The sequence below is a fragment of the Burkholderia paludis genome (assembly GCF_000732615.1).
GTDB lineage: Bacteria > Pseudomonadota > Gammaproteobacteria > Burkholderiales > Burkholderiaceae > Burkholderia > Burkholderia paludis.
This window is the reverse complement of sequence record NZ_JPGL01000033.1, coordinates 1-24579: the sequence shown is the minus strand read 5'-3', so window position 1 is coordinate 24579 and position 24579 is coordinate 1. Positions and strand designations below refer to the sequence as shown.

Here is a 24579-nt window from a genome sequence, read left to right as displayed (position 1 = left end):
CACAAAACGGTAACGATTCTTATTAACGATGAGCGAAACCAACCCGACGCAAGCGGATTTCCGCCGCAAGAGCAACATCGAATCCTTGCACCGGCTGCTCGGCGTGCAGCCGGGCCTGATCACGCAATCGCTGCAGGCCGGCGCTGACGATCCGTATTACTCGCAGTACGTGTTCGAATTCGAGGGCACGGTGTCCGAACCGGCGTTCGACGCCGCGTGGCGCGACGTGATCGCGCGCCACGAGATCCTGCGCGCCGATTTCCGCTGGGAAGGGCTGGCGCAGCCCGCGATGATCGTCTACCGGCAGACGGACGCCGGCTGCGCGTGCCACGACTGGCGCGGGCTGTCCGGCGACGAGCAGCGTGCGCGGCTCGCGAGCGACTGGGAGGCGCGCCGCGCCGCGGGCTTCGACCTCGCGCACGCGGCATCGCTCGACCTGCAACTGATCCGGGTCGGCGACGCGCGCTACTGGTTCGTGTGGCGCCTGCACCATGTGCAGCTCGACGGATGGAGCCTGCCGATCGTGCTGCGCGAGGCGATGACGCGCTACGTCGCGCGCACGGCGGGCGTGGGTGAGCTGCCGGCCGCGCCGCGCCTCGATGCCTATCGCCGCTGGCTCGGCGCGCAGGAAGCGGGCGCCGCGGAAGCGCGCTGGTGCGACGCGCTCGCCGACCTGACGGTGCCGACGCCGCTGCCCGAGAGCAGCGGCGAGCCGCAGGCGGAGCGCCGCTACGCGGAACGCCGCGTGCGGCTCGACGCGGACGAGGCCGCCGCGCTCGCGGAATTCGCGCGGGCGCAGCGCGTGACGCTCGGCACCGTCGTGCAGGCCGCGTGGGCGCTGCTGCTGGCGCGCCATGCCGACCGCGAGGAGGCCGTATTCGGCGTCACGGCGGCCGGCCGGCCCGCCGAAATCGATGCGATGGACGCGATGGTCGGGGTGTTCATCAACACGGTGCCGATGCCCGTGCGGCTGAACGCGTCGCAGACACTCGGCGACTGGCTGCGCGCGCTGCAGGCGCAGGCGTTTTCGCTGCGCGCGGTCGAGCATGTGCCGCTCGCGCGCATCCAGGCCGTCGCGAACGGCGGCCGTGCGCTGTTCGACAGCATCGTCGTGGTCGAGAACTATCCGGTCGATGCGAGCGGCGCGCGGGCGGGCGACCTGCAGGTGCGCATGCTCGGCGCGGCCGATGCGGCCGAGCCCGGCATGCGCTACACTGACGGGCGCAACCCGTACCCGCTGAGCCTGATCGTCGCGCCGGGCGCGCGCTTCGACTACGTGCTCGCCTACGACACGCGCCGCTTTTCGCACGACACGATCGAGCGCGTCGGCGCGCAGCTTCGCGCGCTGCTCGCCGCGTTCGTCGCGCATCCGGCGCAACCGCTCGGCGTGTTCGGCCTGGCGGCCGCGGCGGCGGGTTCCGCACGCGCGCTGCCGGCCGCGGATCAGGCGCTGGTCGCGCGGATCGCGTCGCATGTCGCCGCATGGCCGGATCGCGACGCGTTGTCCGACGGCGTCACGACGCTCGACTGGCGCACGCTGTGGGCGCGCGCGGGCGAACTCGCGCAGCGGCTCGTTGCCGCCGGCGTGCGGCGTGAATCGCGGGTCGCGATCGCGCTGCCGCGCGGCATCGAATTCGTGCAGGCCGTGCTGGCCGTGTGGCGCGCGGGCGGCGCATACGTGCCGCTCGATGTCGGCGCGCCGGCCGAGCGGCTCGCCTGGCAGGCCACCGACAGCGGCGCGCAATGCGTGATCGCCGACGCGGCCGCCGACGCGTGGCGTCCCGCGTCGCTCGCGCGCGTCGCGCCGCACGCCGAAGGCGCGGCCGCCGACGTGGCCGACGTCGCCGGCCTCGACGCGCAGCCGCTGCCCGGCCAGCTGGCCTACCTGATCTACACGTCGGGCTCGACCGGCCGTCCGAAGGGCGTGATGGTGAGCCACGATGCGCTGTCGGCGTATCTGCAGGGCGTCGTCGCGCGGTTGCCGGACGGCATCGCGCGCGCGGCGTACCTGTCGACGCCCGCGGCCGACCTCGGTCACACGACGTTGTTCGGCGCACTGTGGGCCGGCTGGACGCTGCACGTGCCGCCCGAGGCGCTGAGCTTCGATCCCGACGCGTGCGGCGAGTATTTCGCGCGGCACCGGATCGATCTGCTGAAGATCGTGCCGTCGCACCTGAGCGGCCTGCTGCAGGCCGCGCGTCCCGAACAGGTGCTGCCGGCGCGCGGCCTCGTGCTCGGCGGCGAATCGGCGGGCGCCGCGCTGCTCGACCGGATCGAGGCGCTCGCGCCCGGCTGCGTCGTGCTGAACCATTACGGCCCGACCGAGACGACGGTCGGCGCGCTGACCTGGCGCCGCAGCGACGATCCGGCGGCCGGCTGGCCGCTCGGCGTGCCGCTCGCGCATGCGCGCGTCGCGTTGCTCGATGCGCACGGCAATCCGGCCGGCGACGGCGCGCGCGGCGAGATCTGCATCGGCGGCGCGGCCGTTGCGCGCGGCTACGAGGGCCGGCCCGCGCTGACGGCCGAACGCTTCGTGCCCGATCCGGCCGGCAACGGCGCGCGGCTCTACCGGACGGGCGACCGCGGCCGGCTCGATGCACAGGGCCGCTTCGTGTTCCTCGGCCGCCGCGACGACCAGGTGAAGATTCGCGGCTACCGCGTCGAGCCCGAGGAAGTCGGCGCATGCCTGCGCGCGCTGCCGGGCGTGCGCGACGGCGTCGTGATCGCGCGCGAGGACGAGACGGGGCGCGTGCAGCTGCATGCGTTCGCGACGGGCGCCGGGCTGCGCGGCGACACGCTGCGCGCGGCGCTCGCACAGACGCTGCCGGATGCGCTGGTGCCGGACACCTTCACGGTGCTCGACGCGCTGCCGCTCACGCCGAACGGCAAGATCGACCGTCGCGCGCTGACGCCGGCGGGCGACGCGGCCGACGGCCGCGCGCGGGTCGCGCCGCGCAACGATGCCGAGGCGACGCTGCTCGGCATCTGGCAGGCGGCGCTGGGTCGCGACGACATCGGCGTGACCGACAACTTTTTCGAGATCGGCGGCGATTCGATCCTGAGCCTGCGGATCATCGCGAAGGCGCGGCAGGCCGGGCTCGGCCTCACGCCGAAGCAGGTGTTCGACCATCCGACGATCGAGGCGGCCGCGGCCGTCGCGCGCCCGGTCGTGCCGAAGGCGCCCGGCGCGCGCAAGCCGGCCCAGGCCGGCGTGGCGCGAACGCTGCCGCTCACGCCGATCCAGCAACGGTTCTTCGCCGAGCATCCGGACGGGCCGCGTCACTGGAACCAGTCGGTGCTGCTGGCGTCGGATACGCGCCTGCCTGCCGATCGGGTGGCAGCGGCCGTGCGCGCGGTGACGAGCCGTCACGACGCGCTGCGTTTGCGCTTCACGCGCGACGGGCAGGGTCGCTGGACGCAGCAGGTGGCGGCGCAGGAGAGTTTCGAGCTGGAACGTGTGGACCTGACGGGCGAAGGCGACTGGCGCGCGGCGCTGTCGTCGCACGGCGCGCGGGTGCAGGCGTCGCTGGATCTGGCGCACGGGCCGCTGTGGCGCGCGACGCTGTTCGACCTGCCGGAAGGCGGGTCGCGTCTGCTGCTGGTCGTGCATCACCTGGCGGTGGACGGGGTGTCGTGGCGGGTGCTGCTCGAGGAGCTGGGCCAGGCCTACGAGCAGGTGTCGTCGGGCGCGCCGCTGGCGCTGCCGGAACGCAGCATGAGCTGGAGCGAGTGGAGCGACGCGCTGGCGGCGCACGCACAGAGCGACGCGGTTCGCGGCGAGCTGGATACGTGGCGCACGCAACTGTCGCCAACGTCGGGTTGGGATGATGCGCGGCGCGCGCGCGGCGGCCTGCCGCTGGCGGCGGCGCTGACGGAAGTGGACGCGACGCTGGGCGCGAGCCGGCTGATTCGCCGGAGCCTGGATGCGGCGAGCACGCGCGCGTTGCTCCAGGACGTGCCGGGTGCGTATCGCAGCCGGGTGGACGAAGTGCTGGTTGCGGCGCTGGTCGACGCGCTGTCGACGTGGAGCGGCGAGCAGGGCGTGCTGGTGGAACTGGAAGGGCACGGCCGCGAGGACGTGGTGGAAAGCGCGGACCTGACGCGCACGGTGGGCTGGTTCACGACGCGCTACCCGGTGTGGTTCGCGTCGCAGGGCGAGGGCGCACGGACGCTGGCCGGAGTGAAGGCGGCGTTGCGCGCGGTGCCGCACAAGGGGATGCACTACGGGGTGCTGGAATACCTGGCGCCTGAAGCGGAGCGGTCGGCGGTGCGCGCCTTGCCGCGTGCGCAGGTGAGCTTCAACTACCTGGGCCAGTTCGGACAGGAAGGCGACCGGCGCGGCCCGATGCGGCTGGCCACCGGCGAACATGCCGGCGACGCGGCCAGCGCGGCCGGCCGCTGCGCGCACGCGCTGTCGTTCAACGCGTGGATCGTCGACGGCGCGCTGTCGATCGAATGGCGCCACGTGCCGGGCGCGCTCGACGCGACGGCCGCCGACACACTCGCGGCGGCGTTCGATGCGCGGCTCGCGAGCCTGATCGCGCATTGCGCGGCCGCGCTGCGCGGCGCGACGGCCGCCGATTTCCCGCTCGCGGGCCTCGACGAAGCGGGCCTCGCGGCACTCGGCCTGCCGCTAGCGGAGATCGACGACATCTATCCGGCGACGCCGCTGCAGCAAGGGCTGATCTTCCACGCGCAACTGCGCCAGGGCAGCGGCACCTACGTGAACCAGCTTCGCCTCACGCTGACGGGCGCGCTCGACGCGACGCGCCTCGAGCAGGCGTGGCGCACGGCGGTCGCCCGCCATGACGTGCTGCGCACCGCCTTCGGCCATCGCGCCGACGGCGAGCTGCTGCAGATCGTCCATCGCGCGGCCGACCTGCCGTTCACGTGGCACGCGGCGCGCGATGACGGCAGCGGCGCGCGCTACGAGGATCGCATCCACGCCTGGTGTGCGCAGGATCTCGCGCAGGGCGTCGATCTCGACCGGGCGCCGCTGATGCGGATCAACGTGTTCGAGCGGCCCGACGGTGCGCACGACCTGATCTGGACGAGCCACCATGCGCTGACCGACGGCTGGAGCAGCTCGCGGCTGCTCGACGAAGTCGCCGTGCATTACGCGGCGGGGGCGGACGGCGCGGCGCGGCTGCCGGCGGCGGGCCGCTATCGCGACTACGTCGCGTGGCTCGCCGCGCAGCCGTCCGCGCGCGATGCGTGGCTCACGCGGTTCGCGCAGGCTGACGATCCGGTGATGCTGAAGGACGCGCTGGGCGCCGTCGCGCAGCCGCGCCAGGGGCTGTTCCATCTCGAACAGCCGCTGCCGGCCGACGCGGAAGCCGCACTGCGCGCGGCCGCGCAACGGGCGCAGGTCACGCTGAACACGCTGATCCAGGCCGGCTGGGCGCTGCTGCTCGCCCGCCGCGGCGGGCGCGACGCGGTCCGCTTCGGCGTGACGACGTCGGGGCGCAGCGCGGGCGACGCGCAGGTGCCCGGCATCGACACCATGCTCGGCCTTTTCATCAACAGCCTGCCGATCACGCTCGACGTGCCGGCCGCCTCCGCGCCGGCCGACTGGCTGCGCGAGATCCAGCACGCGAACGCGGCGCTGCGCGAGCACGAGCACGTGTCGCTCGCGCAGGTGCAGCGCTGGATCGGCGCGAGCGGCGACGCGCTGTTCGATTCGCTGCTCATCTTCGAAAACTACGACACGGGCGAGCCGCGCGACGCGCAGCCCGACAGCGGGCTCGCGGTGAGCGCCGCGTCGGCGGTGAACCGCACGCACTATCCGCTCACGCTCAGCGTGACGCCCGGCCGCGCGCTGACCTTCGAATGGGCGTGGGATGGCGCGCACGTCGATCGCGCGACCGTCGAGCGGCTCGCGGCCGACTACCTCGACCTGCTCGCGCAACTGGCCGACGGCGCAATTGCGCATGTCGGCGCGATCGGCGTGCGCCACGCGCCGGCGGCCGCGCCCGTCCGGCGCGAGACGCCCGGATTCGCGTCGCTGCCCGTGCGGATCGCGGCCACGGCCGCGCGGGACGGTGCGCGCATCGCGCTCGGCTGCGGCGACGCGCGACTCGACTACCGGACCTTCGACGCGCAGGTGCGCGCGATCGCGCAGCGGCTGCTCGACGCCGGCGTCACGCGCGAGGCGCGCGTCGGCGTATGCGTCGCGCGCAGCGAGCGGCTGCCCGTCGCGCTGGTCGGCGTGCTCGCGAGCGGCGGCTGCTACGTGCCGCTCGATCCCGACTATCCGGCCGCGCGCCTGCGGTTGATGATCGAGGACGCCGGCGTGACGATCCTCGTGACCGATGCGGACAGCCGCGCGCGGCTTGCGGAAGGCGGCGCGCTGCCCGACGGGGTCGCATGCATCGACGTCGACGCCGCGCGCGCGGCGCCGCCCGGCGCCGGCCTGCTGCCCGAGATCCACGCGGCGCAGCTCGCGTACGTGATCTACACGTCGGGGTCGACCGGCCGCCCGAAGGGCGTCGCGATCAGCCACGGCGCGCTCGACCGGTTCCTGCATTCGATGCTCGCGACGCCGGGCATCGCGCGCGACGACGTGCTGTTGTCGGTGACGTCGCCTTCGTTTGACATCTTTGCGCTGGAGGCGTATGCGCCGCTGATCGTGGGGGCGCGCGTCGAGATCGCGGCGCGCGCGGACGTCGTCGACGGCGAACGGCTCGCGAAGCGGCTGGCCGCGACGGGCGCGACGGTGATGCAGGCGACGCCGAGCGGCTGGAAGCTGCTGCTCGCGTCCGACTGGCGCGCGGCGCCGGGCTTCCGCGCGCTGTGCGGCGGCGAGGCGCTTGCGGACGATCTCGCGGTCGCGCTGCGCGCACGCGGCGCGACGCTGTGGAACCTGTACGGCCCGACCGAGACGACCGTGTGGTCGAGCGTCGCGCGTGTCGACGCAGCCACGCCGATCACGCTGGGCGCACCGATCGACCATACGGCGCTGAGCGTGCTCGACGCGCACGGCCATCCGGTGCCGGCCGGCGGCGCCGGCGAGCTGTTCATCGGCGGCGACAACCTCGCGCGCGGCTATCTCGGCCGTGCGGCGCTGACGGCCGAACGCTTCGTGCCCGATCCGTTCGGGCCGCCCGGCGCGCGTCTGTATCGCACGGGCGACGGCTGCCGCGTCGGCGCCGACGGCGCGCTGCGCTACCTCGGCCGGCTCGACCAGCAGGTGAAGGTGCGCGGCCACCGGATCGAGATCGGCGAGATCGAGGCCGCGCTGCGCGCGCTGCCCGGCGTGCGCGATGCCGCCGTTGCGCTGGTCGACGACGGCCGCGTCGCGCGTCTGGCGGGCTGCATCGTGCCGGCCGCGGATGCGCGCGACGCCGCATCCGGCTGGCAGGCCGCCGCCGCGGCCGCGCTGCCCGCGCACATGGTGCCCACCGTCTGGCGGGTGCTCGACACATTGCCGCAGACGCCGAACGGCAAACTCGATCGCCGTGCGCTCGCACAGGGCTGCGCGGCCGATGCGGCGCCGCTCGGCGAGCCGCGCGCGCCGCGCACCGAGAGCGAGCGGCGCGTGGTCGACATCTGGCAACGCGTGCTCGGCGGCGTGCCGGTCGGCATCGACGACGACTTCTTCCAGATCGGCGGCGATTCGCTCGCGGCGATGCGCGTGATGGCGCAACTGCGCGCGGCCGGCGCCGGCGCGTGTCCGCTCGAGCTGCTGTTCGTGCGGCGCACGCCGGCCGAACTCGCGGCCGCGCTCGACGGGGCCGGCGCAAGCTGGCCCGACAATCTTGTCGCCCTGAACGACGCGCCCGGCGCGCGCGACACGCTGTTCTGCGTGCATCCCGGCTTCGGTCTCGTGAACGGCTACGCGCCGCTCGCGGCCGCGCTCGGCCAGGACGTGCGCGCGATCGGCGTGCAGTCGCCGCGCTACACGGATTCCGCATGGCAGCCGGCCGACTTCGACGCGTGGATCGCCGATTACGTCGAGCGGATCCGCGCCGCGCAGCCGCACGGCCCGTACCGGCTGCTCGGCTGGTCGCTCGGCGGGCTGCTCGCCGCGCAGATCGCCGCGGCGCTCGAACGCGCGGGCGAAACGGTCGCGTGGCTCGGCGTGCTCGACGCGCATCCCGCGCCGGCCGCCGTCGATCCGGCCGAAGCCGTGCTCGACGTCGACACGTTGCGCGGCTATCTCGCGCCGCGTTCCGCCCGGCGGGCGGCCGCGCTCGACACGCTGCCCGCTGCCGCGCGCACGGGCGACGCGCACGCGCTGCTCGACGCCGCGCAGGCGGCCGGCGTGATCGACGCCGACGAGCGCGCGACGCTCGACACGCTCGACGCCGTCGTGCGCACGCATCGCCGCCTGCTCGCGATGCCGCGCCGCGCGCCGCGCCTGCATGCCGACATCGACGTCTGGCACGTCGCCGGCGCGTCGCCCGCCGACGCGGCCGCATGGGCGCCGCTGACGGCCGGCGTCGCGCACGCGGTGGCCGCGCTCGACACGACGCACGACGCGATCGTCCATCACCCGGCGGTGCTTCGCGAGGCCGCCGCGCGGCTGCGCGCGGGCACCGCCGCCGAATCGGGGACGCCCTCGTGAGCGCGCCCTTCATCCAGACCCGCCGCATGAATTTCAACAGGAGTGCTTGAGCATGCCAATCGATCAATACGCACCCACGCCTGCCGTCGATCTGCTCGGCATCGGCTTCGGCCCGTCGAACCTCGCGCTCGCGATCGCGCTCGACGAAGCCGGCCGCGCATCCGGGCAGGCGCTGCAGGCCCGCTTCATCGAACGCAAGCCGTCGTTCGCGTGGCACAGCGGGATGCTGCTGCAGGACAGCCGGATGCAGATCTCGTTCCTGAAGGATCTCGTCACGCTGCGCGATCCGTGCAGCCCGTTCTCGTTCCTCAAGTATCTGCATGAGCAGGGGCGGCTAGAGGATTTCGTGAACCTGCGCAGTTTCCTGCCGACGCGCATCGAGTACGACGGTTATCTGCGCTGGGCCGCGGAAGCGTTCGCGGATCGCACGCACTATGGCGAATCGGTGCTCTCGGTGCGGCCGCGTTCGGCGGGCGGCAAGGTGCGCGCGCTCGAGGTCGTGTCGCGCCGCGCCGACGGCAGCGAGGTCGCGCGCACCGCGTCGAACCTCGTGCTGGCGGTCGGCGGCCGGCCGTCGCTGCCCGCGCCGCTGGCCGCGCTCGACGGCCCGAGTGCACGCCGGCTCGTGCATTCGTCCGCGTATCTGCCGTCGATCGACGGGGCGCTGCGCGAGAGCCGCGCCGAGGCCCGCGCGGCGGGCCGCCGCGTGCGCATCGCGGTGCTCGGCGGCGGGCAGAGCGGCGCCGAGATCTTCCAGGATCTCGTGCAGCGCGGCGGCCTCGACGACGATCTCGACGTGACGCTCGCGATTCGCGGCTCCGCGCTCAAGCCGGCCGACGACAGCCCGTTCGTCAACGAGATCTTTCACGCCGACTTCACCGACGAGATCTATCACCGCAGCCCCGATGCGCGGCAGCGCTTCTTCGACGAGTACCGCGGCACCAACTATTCGGTCGTCGACATCGACCTGCTCGAGCGGCTGTATGAGCTGTTCTACATGCAGAAGGTCAGCGCGCAGCCGCGCCACACGCTGCTCACGCAGCGGCACCTGATCGCGGCGACGCCGGGCGCGCACGGCCTCGCGCTGACGTTCGACGACACCGCGCGCGGCGTGAGCGAAACGCGCGAATACGACATCGTCGTCGCGGCGACGGGCTATCGCCGCGACGATTACCGGAACCTGCTCGACGGCGTCGCGCCGTATCTCGGCGAGTTCGAGGTGGGCCGCGACTACCGGCTGAAGGCGCGCGACGATTTCCAGCCGGGTATCTGGCTGCAGGGCGGCTGCGAGGCGACGCACGGGCTGAGCGATACGCTGCTGTCGATCCTGGCCGTTCGCTCGGCCGAAATCGGCGCGTCCGTGTACGACGCATGCGTGCGCCGCACCGAGCGCACGCCGGCCGTCGCCTGACCGGCCTTTTCCTTTCCCCCGACAAACCACACGGAACATGACGATGGACACCACCCTGATCCCGCTGCCGACGGCCGCGGCCACCGCCCCGGGCGCAATCGACGCCGACGCCGACGGCTTCCCGTCGTTCTCGCTCGTGCTGGCCGACGGCCGCGCGAGCCGCGTGCAGGTGCGGACGGGCGGCAGCGTTGCACTGCACGTCGACGGCGAACCGCGCGCACTGCTGCTCGCGCGCATCGACGCGACCCATGTCTCGATCGAGATCGCACCCGGCGACGCGGGACGCCTCGAACGGCAGCCGCCCGAGGTCCTGCTGCCGCTCCTCGCCGAATATTTCAGCCGGCCCGTGAACGTGTCATCGGTCGAATTCACGCTGCCGGTCGGCCATGCGTGGGCGGTCGACGCGGTGCGACGCGGCGTGTTCGACGAGATCGTCGATGGTGCCGCCGGCTGCCGGCTGCGCTGCCATCGCGCGACCTTCTGGCAGCATCCCGCGCCGTGGCTGCGTGCGACGAGCAGTGCCGGCTATCCGCCGCGCTACACGATCACGAACCATCATCGCCATCCGGTCCGGCCGCCGAAGCCGCAGGGGCTCGTCTACGAACGGCGCATGCCGCATCTCGACCTGACGTTCTCGCTGCGCACGCTCGACGTCGGTCGCGACGTCGAGACGTTCAACCGCTGGATGAACCTGCCGAGCGTGGCGCGCGTGTGGGATCAGGCCGACGACGTGAAGACCCATACCGAGTATCTGGCCGCGCAGGCGGCCGACCCGCATACGCTGACGCTGTTCGGCTGCTTCGACGACGAGCCGTTCGCGTATTTCGAGGTGTACTGGGTCAAGGAGGATCGCCTCGCGCCGTTTTGCGACGCGGGCGACTACGACCGCGGGCTGCACATCCTGGTCGGCAACCGGCGCCACCAGGGGCCGGCGAAGCTCGAGGCGTGGCTGCGCTCGCTGTTTCACTACATGTTCCTCGACGATCCGCGCACGCAGCGGCTGTTCGGCGAGCCGCGCATCGACAACGAGCGCTGGATCGCCTACATGCAGGAGCAGGGCGGCTCGAAGCTGAAGGAGTTCGACTTTCCGCACAAGCGGGCCGCGCTCGTCAGCATCTCGCGCGAAACCTACTTCGAATCCTATGGCCCGCGCTGACCGGCGCGGCGCATGCCGGAGCGTACCGATCCCCGGATCGGGCCGCCCGGCCGTCAATGAAATGTCACTTGACAGCGATTTCGAGATAATAGTTAAATGCAAATCATTCTCATGTAGAGTCGTATTTCGTAATGACCTCGGGAGCCGGTCCGATCGCGCCATGCGGTGTCTCGCCGGCCCTCGCGGCGAGGGAAAGGTATGACGGCGAAACGCGCCACCTTGTTTTGCCTGCCGTTCGCGGGAGGGAGTAGCGCCGTTTTCAATCCGTGGCGCGCGCTCGCGCCGGCAGGGGTTCACGTCGCGCCGCTCGCGGTGCCGGGGCGCGGCGCGCAGTGGCGAGAACCGCTGCTGTCGCAGTGGGCGCCGCTGGTCGATCGCCTGCTCGACCAGGTCGCACCTCACGTGTTTTCCCGTTATGCACTGTTCGGCCACAGCATGGGCGCGCTGCTCGCATTCGAACTCGCGCATCGCCTGCGCGCGTGCGGGCTGCCCGCGCCGGCGCTCGTCGTCGTGTCCGCGTGCCGGCCGCCGCGCAGCGCGCACCGCCTGTCGGGCGTCGACTGGCTGCACTGCCCGGAGCAGCGCGTGCTCGACGAGCTCACGTCGATCGATGCACCGGACGACGCGCTCGCGCACGACGAATTGCGCGCGCTGATGCTGCCGATCGTGCGCAACGATTTCCAGCTTTGCGCCAACTACCGTTATGTGCCGCGCACGCCGCTCGCGACACCGATCCACGCGCTCGCGGGCAGCCGCGACGCCGGCTGCCCGTTCGACGCGATGCGCGACGGCTGGCAGGCCGAAACGCTCGGATCGTTCTCGGGCGACGAACTCGACGGCGGTCACCTGTACCTGCGAGACGATCCTGCACGCACATTTCTGGCGGTGTGCGACGCGCTCGATGCGCACGTACCGACCGCGCAACGCAGTCCAATTTGATAGGAGTCAACATGTCGATCGATGTTCGCGAAGCCCCGCCCGGGACTCGAATGGATGCGACGGTTTTCCAGCACGGCGACACTCGCCTGCCGGTGCTGTCGGCGCCTGGCGCCGACATTCTCGACGAGATGCTGCGCGATGCGATCGCCGGGCACCTGAATCGCGAGGGCGGCGTGCTGCTGCGCGGATTCGCCGGCATGAGCATCGAGCGCTTCCACGATTTCGCGAAAAGCTTCGGCTCGCCGCTGCTGTCGTACGAATTCGGCTCGACGCCGCGCAGCGAAGTGAAGAAGGGCGTGTATTCGTCGACCGAATACCCCGCGCATCAGTGGATTCCGCAACACAACGAGCAGGCGTACACGACGCAGTGGCCGATGAAGATCTGGTTCTACTGCGACGTCGAGCCGGTCGATCGCGGCGAGACGCCCGTGGCGGACGCCCGCGCGGTCTATCGCGATCTCGACGCCGCGCTGCGCGAGCGCTTCGCGACCCGCCGGCTGATGTACGTGCGCAATTACGGCGGCGGGCTCGACCTGTCGTGGCAGCAGGTGTTCAACACCGACGACGTCGCGACGGTGGAGGCGTATTGCCGCGCGCAGCAGATCGAGTGGGAGTGGAAGGAAGACGGCAACCTGCGCACGCGCCAGATCTGCCAGGCGGTCGCGAAGCATCCGCGCACCGGCGAGGACGTGTGGTTCAACCAGGCGCACCTGTTTCACGTCTCGTCGCTCGAAGAGGCGACGCGCGAGGCGCTGCTCGACATCGTCGACGAGGAAGACCTGCCGCGCAACGTGTACTACGGCGACGGCACGCCGATCGCCGACGACGAGCTCGATGCGGTGCGCGCCGTCTACGATGCGCACCGGCTCGATTTTGCGTGGCGCCAGGGCGACGTGATGATGCTCGACAACATGCTGCTCACGCACGGCCGTGCGCCTTTCTCCGGCCCGCGCCGGATCGTCGTCGCCATGGCGGAACCGCATGGGGTTTGACATGGGCTGCATCGACATCGATCGGGGCCCGGCCGTGCAGGAGCCGATCGGCGGCCGCGGGCAGGAGCTGACGCACGCGCTGCTGGCGTCGCGCCGCGCGTTGATCGATACGGCCACGCGCATCGTCGGATGCCGGCGGCGCGGCGAGGACGTCGTGCACGACGTGTGGGTCAAGCTCGAGGAAGGATGCGAGGCCTGCGACGTGCGGCAGCCGGGCGGATACGTGGCGCGGATGGTGCGCAACCACGCGATCGACCGGTGCCGGCGGATGAATCTCGAGGCGTGTCACTGGGCGCCCGAGGAGGCCGGGCTCGAGGTGCCGGCCGAAGCGCCGTCGCCCGAGCAGACCAACATGGTGCGGGAAGCGATGTGCGAGTTGTCCGACGCGCTCGACGCACTGCCCGAACGCTCCCGTACCGCGTTCTGCATGTACTACGTATATGGCTATACGCAGCGGGAGATTTCCGACCAGCTCGGCGTGTCGTCGACGCTCGTCAACTGCATGGTGCGGGACGCGACGGCGCATTGCCGTTCGCGGCTCGAGCCGTATTACCGCGCGGACCGGATGTGATGCGCGCCATCGCGATTCCGGTGCCGGACGTTTCATTCAATCAGGAGTTTTCATCATGAGTTTCGACAACGACAACGCGACCTTCCAGGTGGTCATCAATCACGAAGAACAGTATTCGATCTGGCCGGATTTCAAGGAAGTGCCCGCCGGCTGGCGCAAGGTGGGCGTGCAGGGGACCAAGCAGGTCTGCCTCGACCACATCGAGCAGGTCTGGACCGACATGCGCCCGCTCAGCCTGCGCCAGGCGCTCGGCGAGGCGCCCGCCGCCTGACGGTGCGCGGTGCGCGGTGGGGCCCGCTTCGCGCGACGGGCGGCTCGATCGCGCTCCCCGAGGGGCTTGCCCGTCAGCCGGATTCGGGCAGGCGGCGATCCGGCAAGCCGCCTCCTGGTGGGACAGCGTTCGGTGCGCGCTGGGTCCGGGCCTGGTCGTATCCCAGGACCGCCGCCGACGCGATGCCGGGGCGGTGCGCGACGTTGGTCGCGATGGTCGTCAGCGGGGCGCGAAGCCGCGCGGCGTACACCGACGTGACGGGGCTGTCGCCGGGGCGGGCGGTCTTGCGGCTGTCGGCGTCGGCAGGCTGCCGCGCGCCTGGCGTGAAGGATGCGTCGGGCATGTTCGTCAGGACCTCGTTACGGGCGTGACACGATGGAATGCAAGGCAGGATCGCCGGCGGCGATGCCCTCTCCCCGACGCGACGTCGTCGAGGGGAGGGCGGCCCTTACATGGCTGCCTGGAAGATCTCGACGACCTGGTTGAGCGTGGCCTTGCGCGGATTGGTGAGCATGCACGCGTCCTTCTGCGCGTTGTGCGCCATCACCTCGTGGTCTTCCGCCTTCACGCCCAGGCCGGCCAGGCCCGACGGGATGCCGATGGCGCCCGACAGGCCGCGGATGGCGGCGATCGCCGCCGCCGCCGCGTCCGTGATGGACAGTCCGGCCGTGTTCGCGCCCAGCAGCGCGGCAATGCGCGCGAAGCGCTCGGGCGCGGCGATCAGGTTGAACGCCGACACGTGCGGCAGCAGGATCGCGTTGCACACGCCGTGGGGCAGGTTGTAGAAGCCGCCGAGCTGGTGCGCCATCGCGTGCACGTAGCCCAGCGACGCGTTGTTGAACGCCATGCCCGCGAGGTACTGCGCGTAGCACATCGCCGCGCGCGCCTCCATCGATTCGCCGTTGGCCACCGCCTTCGGCAGCCACTCGCCGATCAGTGCGATGGCCTTCTCCGCGCAGGCGTCGGTGATCGGCGTCGCCGCGGTCGAAACGTAGGCCTCGATCGCGTGCGTGAGCGCATCCATGCCGGTGGCCGCGGTCAGCGCCGGCGGCATCGCGACCATCAGGCGTGGATCGTCGATCGCGATGAGCGGCGTGCAGCGCCAGTCGACGATCGCCATCTTCACGTGATTGCTGGAGTTCGTGATGATGCAGAAGCGCGTCATTTCCGCGGCCGTGCCCGCCGTGGTGTTGATCGAGATCAGCGGCGTCATCGGCACGGTGGACTTGTCCACGCCCTCGTAGTCGCGGATGTGGCCGCCCCCTGCGGTGACGAGGCCGATCCCCTTGGCGCAGTCATGCGATGAACCGCCGCCCAGCGACACGATGAAATCGCAGCCTTCCTGCTGATACAGCTTGACCCCGTCATGGACGTTGACGTCGGTGGGGTTGGGCTCCGCGCCGGCGAAGATCGCGGCCTGCAGGCCCGCTTCGCGGAGGTAGCCCGCGATGGTTCCGGACAGCCCCATCTTGTGCAGGCCCGCGTCGGTCACGATGAGCGCCTTCCTGGCGCCCAGCGACTTCGCGCGCGAGCCGGTCTCGCGTGCGCAGCCGGGACCGATGAGGGTGACGCAGGGAATGAAGAAGCTGTCGGTGCGATCGGCGATGCTCAGGTAGCTCATGTCGTCTCCAGGGATTGTGGGGGTGTCTCGGCACCCGCATGAGCCTTCGCACGAACCGTACCAGAGGCTTGAAGTCCCGGAGTCAGGTGTGGGCATGCCGCCCGCAGCCCGGTTCGGCTGTTCCTGTTCGACACACCTGTTCACTTTCGACACAGGGGGAGGGGGTGCCCTGGGGGCACGTTTTCGCTGGCTCCGGATGTGCCGGATGTACCGGATGTGCGCGCGGCTATCGCCTCGATCCGGAGGAGCACGGTCGATCGCCGGTGGAGCGGAGCGGTGCGCATCCGCTGACCGTCGCATCTGCGTGCACCCGTCGCCTGCGCGGTTCGCCTTGTCGCCGCGCGCCTGCCGCGATTGCGCGGAATCGATTCGCCCCGGACGCGTCATCGAAGTCCTGTCCCAACTGGTCAGCCTTCATGGTGCGCCTCGTTACTTGCGTTCGGGCAATGGCCCATAATTCGTATCGCGGGCCATCCTGAAGTGGGCTGCACGGAACGGCATGGACATGGCGCTTAGCGATCCGCAGCATCCCCGGCAACGCGGCACGAACGAAAACACGAACGGGCTTCCTGGACAGTACGTCCCAAAAGGAACGGACCTCTCTGCCTACTCGCAAGCCAGGCTTGACGCCATTGCCCGACGGCTCAACGAACGTCCACGCAAGACACTAAACTTCGATACACCGGCTGAACGATTCCATCACGCTGTTGCATCGACCGGTTGAATCCACCATGTGCTTACGCCGATGGATGGGGTTGAGTCCCTGGTTTCTGCTTCAACGCTGCGGCGATTTCTGTCGCCGTTTTCTGCAACTCGGGCACATAGCGGCGAGTGGCGTCTGCGAGACTGACCGCGCGCGACAGGAAGACGATGTTGAGACTCGCGATCACGCGTTCGTCCGCGCTGATCGCGACCGCCACTGCACCGATTTTCGCCTGTGCGGTCCAGTCTCCGTGATTTGATCCGAAACCATCCTCGCGCACACGCCGGATCAGCTTGCGCACGAGCGCATCGTTTCTCGCGAACGCCTGTTGCTCTTCGCCGCCCGCGCCGGAGCGCAACAGGTCGAGAATCTCCTCGCGCTCCTCGTTGGGGCACATCGCGAAGTAGGCGCGGCCCGCTGCCGTCAGCAAGATCGGCAAACGCCGCCCGACCATCGCCCGATGAAACGACAGCCGGCTGAAGCGATGCGTCGTCTCGCGGATGATCATCGCATCGCCATCGGGCGTGGTCAGATCGGATGGCCATGCAACGCGCTGCAGTAGCTGCCCCATGATCGGCGGCGCCACGGTCGCGATACGCTCGGTATCGGTGAAGCCCTCGCTCAACGCACGCACGGCGAGCGTCAGGCGGAAGCTGTCGTCCGATGGGCTGCGGCGTACGAACCCTTCCTCCATCAACGTTTCGAGCAGACGGCGCACCGTGGTGCGATGCAGGCCGGTCAGATCGGCGATCTGTTGACTCGTTGCGCGCCCGTCTTCCATTGCATTCAGCGCGCGCAGCACCTGAAGGCCGCGCGCCAGTCCGCGCACGTTCGTGTAGGTCGTCACGTCAAAAATACCATTGAAATCAACTATGTGCATTCTATGCACATTCTGGAGATTTTGTTGAGGGCGCTTTCGGCGGTCCATAAACTGCATTCATAAGCTGAACGACCGGGCGCCAGACGCTTCGCCGGTTCAGCACATCGGACAAGCCCAGTCAGGAGACAAGCATGCGCCCCGCCTTTGAACCGGCGGCCGGCAACGGCCGCGCTCATCCTCGCGAAACGCCCCATCGTTCGATCGACGCCGATGTCGCCATCGTCGGCGCGGGCCCGGTCGGCCTGATGAGCGCGAACATTCTCGGCCTGCAGGGCGTGCGCGTCGTCGTGATCGAGAAGCTCGCGCAGATCATCGACTATCCGCGCGCCATCGGCCTCGACGACGAGGCACTGCGCGTATTTCAGTCGGTCGGCCTGGTCGACGAGTTGCTTCCTCACACCACGCCGAATCACTGGATGCGCTTCACGCTGAAAGGGAAGTGCTTCGCGTCGATCGAGCCGCGCACCGACGAGTTCGGATGGCCGCGCCGTAATGCATTCATCCAGCCGCTCGCCGATCAGATTCTGTACCGCGGTCTCGAGCGCTTCGAACATGTGTCGACGCTGCTTGGCCACAGCGTTGACAGCTTCGTGCAGGACGAATGCGATGTGACCATCGCCGCGACCGACGCGCATGGCGTGACGACAACTATCCGCGCCGCATACCTGATCGGCGCGGACGGCGGCAACAGCATTGTCCGCCGCACGCTCGACGTGCCATTCGAAGGCCGCACGAAGCCGAATCAATGGATTGTGATCGACGTGCGCAACGATCCGATCGGATCGCCGCATGTCTATCTGCATTGCGACGCACGGCGTCCCTACGTGTCGGCGGCATTGCCGCACGGTATCCGGCGCTTCGAATTCATGGTGATGCCTGGCGAGACGGAGGCGGAACTGTCGAAGCCGGAGAACATGGCGGCGCTGGTGCGCGGGGTGGTCGACGATCCTGACAAGGTCGACTACATTCGTCAGCGGGTCTATACCCACAACGCGCGGCTCGCAAGCACGTTCCGCGTGAAGCGCATTCTGCTCGCGGGGGACGCCGCGCACATCATGCCGGTGTGGCAGGGGCAAGGTTACAACAGCGGCATTCGCGACGCGAGCAATCTCGGCTGGAAGCTCGCTATGGTCGTGAAAGGCACGGCGGACGATGCGCTGCTCGATACCTACACGATGGAGCGGCGCGCCCACGCGCGCTCGATGATCCACCTCTCGGAAGTCGCGGGCGATATCTTCGCGCCGACGAGCATCTTCGGATCGAAACTGCGCGACGCGTTCGTACGCTGCTTCGATGTGTTGCCTGCAATGAAGCGCTATTTCGTCGAGATGCGCTTCAAGCCGATGCCGCGCTATGAAGAGGGCGCCGTGCTGCTGGCGCGACGCGAGCGTTCCGACGGCCTGCTCGCGCGCCTGATCGCGAAGCGCGGACACGGCGCGTTCGGGCGGCTCATCGGCCTGATGAGCGAGAAACCCGAATCGCTGATAGGGCGGATGGTGCATGGCCGCGATGCACAGGCAGGCACCCCTGTGGGCCGCATGTTCATCCAGCCGCGCGTGCGTCTTGCGGATGGCGGCATCGTCAGGTTCGACGATGCGATCGGCAACCGCTTCGCGATCGTTTGCTGGGGCACCGACCCGACCTTCGGTCTGACGCCCGAGGCGCGCCGTCTCTGGAGCGTGCTGGGGGGATGCTTCGTGCTCGCGAAGCCCGATCCGCAACTCGCCTTCCACGATGACGTACCCGAAAACGTGATCGCCATGGGCGATGTCGACTCGCGCCTGCGCGACTGGTTCGCGCGCGTGCCGGAAGCGGTCGTGCTGTTGCGGCCCGACCGCTTCGTGGCCGGCATGTGTTCGCCTCAATGCGTATCGGATTGCGTGTTGCAACTCGCGGAAAGGCTGTCGCTGCCCACGACAACCGGCGCGACGTTCGCGCATGCCGCCGACCTGGTGGGAGCCTGAGATGCCGATCCATCTCGAATGCATGTCCCACACGCCTTTGTACGGTTATGTCAATCCCGCGCCGGCGGTCGTCGCGGAAGTCGAACGGGTGCAGCGCGCGGCGCGCGAGCGGGTCGATGCGTTCGATCCGGAGTTGGTAATCGTGTTCGCACCGGATCACTACAACGGATTTTTCTATGACGTGATGCCGCAGTTCTGCATCGGTGTGAGTGCGACGGCGATCGGCGATTTCGGCAGCGCGGCCGGCCCGCTGCCCGTCGCGCGCGAGGTGGCGCTCGCGCTTGCCGATGCCACGCTCGCGAGCGAGATCGACGTAGCCGTGTCGTATCGCATGCAGGTCGATCACGGCTGCGCGCAGGCGCTCGAGGTGCTCACCGGTGGCATCGACCGTTATCCGGTAGTCCCCGTTTTCATCAACTCGGTTGCGCCGCCGATGGCGTCGTGCCGGCGCGCCCGGCTGCTCGGCGATGCGATTGGCCGCGCCGTTGCGCATATGAACCGGCGCGTGTTGCTGATCGGCTCGGGCGGTATTTCCCACGAGCCGCCGGTACCGGAAATCGCCGGTGCGGATGATGTCGTCGCGGAGCGATTGATCGCGGGGCGCAACCCGTCACCGGAGTCGCGCGATGCGCGCCAGTCGCGTACCGTCGCGGCGGCAAAGGCATTCGCGGCGGGTGACAGCCGCCTGCATCCGCTCAATCCCGCATGGGACCGCATGTTTCTCGAACTGCTCGAGCGCGGCGAACTCACCGCCGCCGATGGCCTCACGAACGAAGCGATCACGCGTGATGCAGGCAAGTCCGCGCACGAGATCCGCACGTGGGTCGCCGCATTCGGTGCGCTCGCGGCGAGTGGCCCTTACGCGGCATCGATCGATTACTACCGCGCGATTCCGGAGTGGATCGCGGGTTTCGGCGCGATGCATGCGTGCGAACAGACCCATTTCAGGAGAGAAAACCATGTCGGCTGACAACAGCATGCTTTCGATGGCCGCACGCCTGCGTGAAGCGCAGGCCTCGCGCCGGGCGATCGCGCCGCTGCGCGAGACGTGTCCCGAAGGCGACGCGACACTCGCTTACGCGATCCAGCAGATCAACAACGACTTGCGCATGACTAACGGCGAGCGTGTCGTCGGCAGGAAGGTCGGCCTGACTTCGCCCGCGGTGCAGAAGCAACTTGGCGTCGATCAGCCGGACTTCGGCGCGCTGTTCGCGTCGATGGCGTATGGCGACAGCCAGCCGATGCCGCTTGCCTCGTTGATCCAGCCGAAGGTCGAAGCGGAGATCGCGCTCGTGCTCGAACGCGACCTGGCCGCCGAAAGACACACCTTCGCGGATCTGATGTCCGCGATCGCGTATGCGGTGGCCGCGATCGAGGTCGTCGACAGTCGGATCAGCGACTGGGACATCCGGTTTTTCGACACCGTCGCGGACAACGCGTCGAGCGGGCTGTTCGTACTCGGCAGCCGCCCGGTCCTGCTGCGCGATATCGAGTTGACCGCGTGCGCGATGACGCTCACGCAGGACGCCGAAGTCCTGTCACGTGGCAATGGCGGCGCGTGCCTCGGCAATCCGCTGAATGCGGCAGCGTGGCTCGCGGATCGGATGGTTCGACTCGGCACGCCGCTGCGTGCGGGCGACATCGTGCTGACGGGCGCGCTTGGCCCGATGGTCGCGGTGAAGGCGGCCGGCACTTATACGGCGCATATCGAAGGGCTCGGCAGTGTGCGCGCCAGTTTCGGCGAATGACGGACGGAGACATTTCCATGGCAACAGACAACACCAGGTGCAAAGCCGCGATCATCGGATCCGGCAACATCGGCACCGACCTGATGATCAAGATCATGCGTCGCAGCAAGCATCTCGACGTCGCGGCGATGGTCGGCATCGATCCGGCCTCGGACGGCCTCGCGCGCGCCGCGAGGCTCGGCGTGGCGACGACGCATGAAGGCGTGGAAGGGCTCGCGCGCCTGCCCGTGTTCGACGAGATCGACTTCGTGTTCGATGCGACGTCCGCCGGCGCGCATGTGAAGAACGACGCGTTCCTGCGCACGCTCAAGCCCGGAATTCGCGTGATCGACCTGACGCCCGCTGCCATCGGCCCGTACTGCGTGCCGGTGGTGAACCTCGACGCGCATCTCGATGCGCCGAACGTGAACATGGTCACGTGTGGCGGACAGGCGACGATCCCGATGGTCGCCGCCGTGTCGCGGGTCGCAAAGGTGCATTACGCGGAGATCGTCGCGTCGATCAGCAGCAAGTCGGCGGGACCGGGCACGCGCGCGAACATCGACGAGTTCACCGAGACGACGTCGAAGGCGATCGAAGCAGTCGGCGGCGCCGGCAAGGGCAAGGCGATCATCGTGCTCAATCCGGCCGAGCCGCCGCTCATGATGCGCGACACGGTCTATGTGCTGTCGGAAGCGGCAGACCGGGCGCTGATCGAAGCATCGGTCAGCCAGATGGCCGCTGCGGTCCAGGCCTATGTGCCCGGCTATCGCCTGAAGCAATCCGTGCAGTTCGACGACATCCCCGCCGCTGCGCCGTTGCATATCCCCGGACTCGGCCAATTCAGCGGACTCAAGACCTCGATCTTCATCGAAGTGGAAGGCGCGGCCCATTATCTGCCGGCCTACGCGGGCAATCTCGACATCATGACGTCCGCCGCGCTGGCCACGGCCGAGCGGATGGCCGCGTCGCTCGTGAACGCCTGACGCAAGGAGCACCCGATCATGGACAAGAAACTCTATATCTCCGATGTGACGCTGCGCGACGGCATGCACGCGATCCGTCATCAGTATTCGATTCAGAACGTGCAGGACATCGCCCGTGCGCTGGACGAGGCGAAGGTCGACAGCATCGAGGTCGCGCATGGCGATGGCCTGCAGGGTTCGAGCTTCAACTACGGCTTCGGCGCGCACAGCGACCTGGAATGGATCGAGGCGGTCGCCGACGTGGTGAAGCACGCAACAATCGCGACGCTGCTGTTGCCCGGCATCGGCACGATTCACGATCTGAAGGCCGCGTACGACGCGGGCGCGCGCGTCGTACGTGTCGCGACCCATTGCACGGAAGCGGACATTTCGAAGCAGCACATCGAGTATGCGCGCAGCCTCGGCATGGACACCGTCGGCTTTCTGATGATGAGCCACATGACCACGCCCGACAACCTTGCGATCGAGGCGAAGAAGATGGAAAGCTACGGCGCGACCTGCGTATACGTGGTCGATTCCGGCGGCGCGATGAACATGAGCGACATCCGTGCGCGCTTCAGGGCGCTCAAGGCGGTGCTGCGCCCCGAGACTCAAACCGGCATGCACGCCCATCACAACCTGAGCTTAGGCGTTGCCAACTCGATCGTTGCGGTCGAGGAGGGCTGCGACCGCATCGATGCGAGCCTGGCGGGCATGGGGGCGGGCGCGGGCAATGCCCCGCTCGAAGTGTTCATCGCGGCGGCCGAGCGCCTTGGCTGGCATCACGGCACCGATCTCCATCGCCTGCTCGATGCGGCCGACGATATCGTGCGCCCGTTGCAGGACCGGCCGGTGCGCGTGGATCGCGAAACGCTCGCGCTTGGCTATGCGGGCGTGTATTCGAGCTTCCTGCGGCATTCCGAAGTCGCGGCGATGAAGTATGGCCTGAAAGCCGTCGACATTCTCGTGGAACTGGGCAAGCGGCGCATGGTGGGCGGTCAGGAAGACATGATCGTTGACGTCGCGCTCGATCTGAAGAAGCGCGAAGCGCGCGCCTGAACCATCCGTCATGCCACGCGCCATGAAGAGCGCTGCATCGTCCAACCTGGAGACATCAATGAAAACGTCAACGGCTTCTCCCCCGCGCGCCGGCGGCGCCATCACCATCGGCCTCTGCCTCATGGTCGCGCTCCTCGAAGGGCTCGACTTGCAATCCACCGGTATCGCCGCGCCGCGCATGGCACGCGAGTTTCATCTCGCGGTCGCGCAGCTCGGCTGGGCATTCGGCATTGGCGCGCTCGGTCTGTTGCCGGGCGCGGCGATGGGCGGCAGGCTCGCGGATCGCATCGGCCGCAAGCGCGTGCTGATGATGTCGGTCGCGTTGTTCGGGATATTTTCGATTGCAACGACCCAGGTGTGGGATCTGCAAAGCCTGCTCGCCGCGCGCTTTCTCACGGGCCTCGGTCTCGGCGCCGCAATGCCGAACCTGATCGCGCTGTGCGCTGAAGCGGCGGCGCCCGGACAACGCAGCACGGCGGTCGGCGCGATGTACTGCGGGATGCCGTTCGGCGCGGCGCTCGCGGCAGTGATCGGCATCGTCAGCCCGGGCGCCGAGGGCTGGCGGCACATTTTCTATGTTGGCGGAATCGGACCGCTGCTGACCTTGCCGCTGCTGGCGCTCTTCTTGAAGGAGTCGACGCACTTCGTTGCGGCACGCCAAGGTGCGACCCGCGAGTCGACGGAAGGCATCCTGCGCGCGCTCTTCAGTAACCGGCGCGCGATGACGACCATCGCGTTGTGGCTCAGCTACCTGGGAACGCTGATTGTGCTGTATTTCCTGATGAACTGGTTGCCGTCGATGGTGCTCTCGCGCGGCCTCACGCCGGTACAGGCAAGCGTCGTGCAGATGATGTTCAACATCGGCGGCGGCGTCGGCGCGATTGTGATCGCGGGGCTGATGGATCGCATGGGCAAGCGACCGGTCGTGGTAGGCATGTATGCGGGCATCGCGATTGCGTTATTGGCGCTCGCTGGCGCGACGGGCAGCGTGTCGATGGCCTGGGGCGGCCTGCTGGCGGGACTGTTTCTCGTCGGCGCGCAGTCGGTGCTGTATGCGCTCGCAGGTGCAACGTATCCGACGCGCGTGCGCGGCACGGGCGTCGGCGCTGCAGTGGCCGTCGGCCGTGTAGGTTCGATGGTCGGCCCGCTGATCGCCGGGCAACTGCTGGCGTTGGGCCAGAGCGCGTCGATGCTCGTGATCTCGAGCATTCCGCTCATCGTGATCGCGGCGCTCGGCGCGCTCGCGGTGGTCGCGAAATCTCCGCGCGAGCCGGCCAACGGCTCGCACACACTTGGAACCGAATCGATCTGACGAAGGACATCGACATGACTGACACCGTGATTCATTCAGAGGCTGCGACCAGCAAGTTTGTGAACGTGATGGAAGGCGGCACGGAACTGCGCGTGCACTACAACGACACCGGCGCAGGGTCGGAAACGCTGGTGCTGCTGCACGGTTCCGGCCCGGGCGCGAGCGGCTGGGCCAATTTCTATCGCAACGTCGACGTGTTCGCTCGCGCAGGCTACCGTGTGATCCTTGTCGACTGTCCCGGCTGGGGCAAGAGCGATTCGATCGTCTGCACCGGCTCGCGCTCCGACCTCAACGCGCGCGTGCTGAAGGGCGTGCTGGATACGCTCGGTATCGAACGCGCGCATCTCGTCGGCAACTCGATGGGCGGACATAGCGCAGTGGCATTCGCGCTGTCGTTTCCGGAGCGTGTCGGCAAGCTGGTGCTAATGGGGGGGGGCACGGG

The 24579-nt window shown here is 69.2% G+C and carries 17 protein-coding genes and 1 pseudogene; 15 read left to right on the top strand and 3 right to left on the bottom strand.

What is annotated here, in order from left to right:
- Positions 1-28 precede the first annotated feature (28 nt).
- From GQ56_RS0121235 to GQ56_RS0121205, 7 genes are all read left to right on the top strand, one after another.
- A complete protein-coding gene (locus GQ56_RS0121235) occupies positions 29-8566 on the top strand; it encodes a non-ribosomal peptide synthetase (RefSeq protein WP_052007283.1) in 8538 nt (2845 codons plus the stop codon).
- 52 nt (positions 8567-8618) lie between these two features.
- Complete coding sequence (locus GQ56_RS0121230; RefSeq protein WP_052001288.1) at positions 8619-9977, top strand: lysine N(6)-hydroxylase/L-ornithine N(5)-oxygenase family protein; 1359 nt, start codon at positions 8619-8621, stop codon at positions 9975-9977.
- Positions 9978-10020: 43 nt separating this feature from the next.
- Positions 10021-11133 carry a GNAT family N-acetyltransferase gene (locus tag GQ56_RS0121225; RefSeq protein ID WP_152601809.1) on the top strand — a complete coding sequence of 371 codons (1113 nt, stop codon included), beginning with the start codon at positions 10021-10023 and terminating at the stop codon, positions 11131-11133.
- Between the two features lie 198 nt (positions 11134-11331).
- Entirely contained in the window at positions 11332-12072 is a 741-nt protein-coding gene (locus GQ56_RS0121220) for a thioesterase II family protein (protein ID WP_052007282.1), read from the top strand.
- A gap of 50 nt (positions 12073-12122) precedes the next feature.
- On the top strand, positions 12123-13064 hold the full coding sequence (locus GQ56_RS0121215; RefSeq protein WP_043301531.1) for a TauD/TfdA family dioxygenase: 942 nt from the start codon (positions 12123-12125) through the stop codon (positions 13062-13064).
- A complete protein-coding gene (locus tag GQ56_RS0121210; RefSeq protein ID WP_081894933.1) occupies positions 13054-13635 on the top strand; it encodes an RNA polymerase factor sigma-70 in 582 nt (193 codons plus the stop codon). The genes GQ56_RS0121215 and GQ56_RS0121210 overlap by 11 nt, the downstream gene beginning before the upstream one ends.
- Before the next feature lie 55 nt (positions 13636-13690).
- The gene (locus GQ56_RS0121205; protein ID WP_031400536.1) at positions 13691-13906 is read left to right on the top strand and encodes an MbtH family protein; all 216 of its coding nucleotides are present in this window, start codon (positions 13691-13693) and stop codon (positions 13904-13906) included.
- Between the two features lie 73 nt (positions 13907-13979).
- Here GQ56_RS0121205 and GQ56_RS0121200 read toward each other — a convergent pair whose 3' ends face one another.
- Together GQ56_RS0121200 and mdh are read right to left on the bottom strand one after the other, a co-directional pair.
- Positions 13980-14249, bottom strand: a complete 270-nt coding sequence (locus tag GQ56_RS0121200; protein WP_031400535.1) for a hypothetical protein — start codon at positions 14247-14249, stop codon at positions 13980-13982.
- Between the two features lie 105 nt (positions 14250-14354).
- Positions 14355-15527, bottom strand: coding sequence for an iron-dependent methanol dehydrogenase (gene mdh, locus GQ56_RS0121195; protein ID WP_031400534.1), 1173 nt, complete (start codon positions 15525-15527; stop codon positions 14355-14357).
- A gap of 517 nt (positions 15528-16044) precedes the next feature.
- Here mdh and GQ56_RS44500 point away from each other — a divergent pair.
- A pseudogene (locus GQ56_RS44500) lies at positions 16045-16251 on the top strand (transposase); the annotation flags it as partial.
- Between the two features lie 13 nt (positions 16252-16264).
- Here the strand turns inward: GQ56_RS44500 and GQ56_RS0121190 are convergent.
- Positions 16265-17077 carry a DNA-binding transcriptional regulator gene (locus GQ56_RS0121190; RefSeq protein ID WP_031400533.1) on the bottom strand — a complete coding sequence of 271 codons (813 nt, stop codon included), beginning with the start codon at positions 17075-17077 and terminating at the stop codon, positions 16265-16267.
- A gap of 164 nt (positions 17078-17241) precedes the next feature.
- On the opposite strand from GQ56_RS0121190, the gene GQ56_RS0121185 reads away from it, so the two are divergent.
- The 7 genes from GQ56_RS0121185 to GQ56_RS0121155 all read left to right on the top strand — a co-directional run.
- Positions 17242-19074, top strand: coding sequence for a bifunctional 3-(3-hydroxy-phenyl)propionate/3-hydroxycinnamic acid hydroxylase (locus GQ56_RS0121185; protein ID WP_031400532.1), 1833 nt, complete (start codon positions 17242-17244; stop codon positions 19072-19074).
- A 1-nt stretch (position 19075) separates the two neighbouring features.
- Positions 19076-20044, top strand: a complete 969-nt coding sequence (locus GQ56_RS0121180) for a 3-carboxyethylcatechol 2,3-dioxygenase (protein ID WP_031400531.1) — start codon at positions 19076-19078, stop codon at positions 20042-20044.
- Complete coding sequence (gene mhpD, locus GQ56_RS0121175) at positions 20034-20822, top strand: 2-keto-4-pentenoate hydratase (RefSeq protein ID WP_031400530.1); 789 nt, start codon at positions 20034-20036, stop codon at positions 20820-20822. Before GQ56_RS0121180 ends, mhpD begins: the two co-directional genes overlap by 11 nt.
- Positions 20823-20839: 17 nt before the next feature.
- Positions 20840-21787, top strand: coding sequence for an acetaldehyde dehydrogenase (acetylating) (locus GQ56_RS0121170; RefSeq protein ID WP_031400529.1), 948 nt, complete (start codon positions 20840-20842; stop codon positions 21785-21787).
- Positions 21788-21802: 15 nt separating this feature from the next.
- Positions 21803-22825, top strand: a complete 1023-nt coding sequence (dmpG, locus tag GQ56_RS0121165; RefSeq protein ID WP_321029201.1) for a 4-hydroxy-2-oxovalerate aldolase — start codon at positions 21803-21805, stop codon at positions 22823-22825.
- A 58-nt stretch (positions 22826-22883) separates the two neighbouring features.
- Positions 22884-24137 (top strand): 3-(3-hydroxy-phenyl)propionate transporter MhpT, encoded by a 1254-nt coding sequence (mhpT, locus tag GQ56_RS0121160; protein ID WP_031400527.1) that lies wholly within the window; start codon positions 22884-22886, stop codon positions 24135-24137.
- Between the two features lie 14 nt (positions 24138-24151).
- Positions 24152-24579, top strand: a 428-nt coding sequence (locus GQ56_RS0121155; protein ID WP_031400526.1) for an alpha/beta fold hydrolase, incomplete at its 3' end; no start/stop codon positions are given.

What these genes read in the sequence shown, in the direction of transcription:
- GQ56_RS0121235 (WP_052007283.1), top strand. Translation starts at nt 29, where the DNA reads ATGAGCGAAACCAACCCGACGCAAGCGGATTTCCGCCGCAAGAGCAAC.
- GQ56_RS0121180 (WP_031400531.1), top strand. Translation starts at nt 19,076, where the DNA reads ATGCCGATCCATCTCGAATGCATGTCCCACACGCCTTTGTACGGTTAT.
- GQ56_RS0121230 (WP_052001288.1), top strand. Translation starts at nt 8,619, where the DNA reads ATGCCAATCGATCAATACGCACCCACGCCTGCCGTCGATCTGCTCGGC.
- mhpD (WP_031400530.1), top strand. Translation starts at nt 20,034, where the DNA reads ATGTCGGCTGACAACAGCATGCTTTCGATGGCCGCACGCCTGCGTGAA.
- GQ56_RS0121205 (WP_031400536.1), top strand. Translation starts at nt 13,691, where the DNA reads ATGAGTTTCGACAACGACAACGCGACCTTCCAGGTGGTCATCAATCAC.
- GQ56_RS0121220 (WP_052007282.1), top strand. Translation starts at nt 11,332, where the DNA reads ATGACGGCGAAACGCGCCACCTTGTTTTGCCTGCCGTTCGCGGGAGGG.
- GQ56_RS0121185 (WP_031400532.1), top strand. Translation starts at nt 17,242, where the DNA reads ATGCGCCCCGCCTTTGAACCGGCGGCCGGCAACGGCCGCGCTCATCCT.
- GQ56_RS0121170 (WP_031400529.1), top strand. Translation starts at nt 20,840, where the DNA reads ATGGCAACAGACAACACCAGGTGCAAAGCCGCGATCATCGGATCCGGC.
- GQ56_RS0121200 (WP_031400535.1), bottom strand. Translation starts at nt 14,249, where the DNA reads ATGCCCGACGCATCCTTCACGCCAGGCGCGCGGCAGCCTGCCGACGCC.
- mhpT (WP_031400527.1), top strand. Translation starts at nt 22,884, where the DNA reads ATGAAAACGTCAACGGCTTCTCCCCCGCGCGCCGGCGGCGCCATCACC.
- GQ56_RS0121215 (WP_043301531.1), top strand. Translation starts at nt 12,123, where the DNA reads ATGGATGCGACGGTTTTCCAGCACGGCGACACTCGCCTGCCGGTGCTG.
- GQ56_RS0121210 (WP_081894933.1), top strand. Translation starts at nt 13,054, where the DNA reads ATGGGGTTTGACATGGGCTGCATCGACATCGATCGGGGCCCGGCCGTG.
- GQ56_RS0121225 (WP_152601809.1), top strand. Translation starts at nt 10,021, where the DNA reads ATGGACACCACCCTGATCCCGCTGCCGACGGCCGCGGCCACCGCCCCG.
- mdh (WP_031400534.1), bottom strand. Translation starts at nt 15,527, where the DNA reads ATGAGCTACCTGAGCATCGCCGATCGCACCGACAGCTTCTTCATTCCC.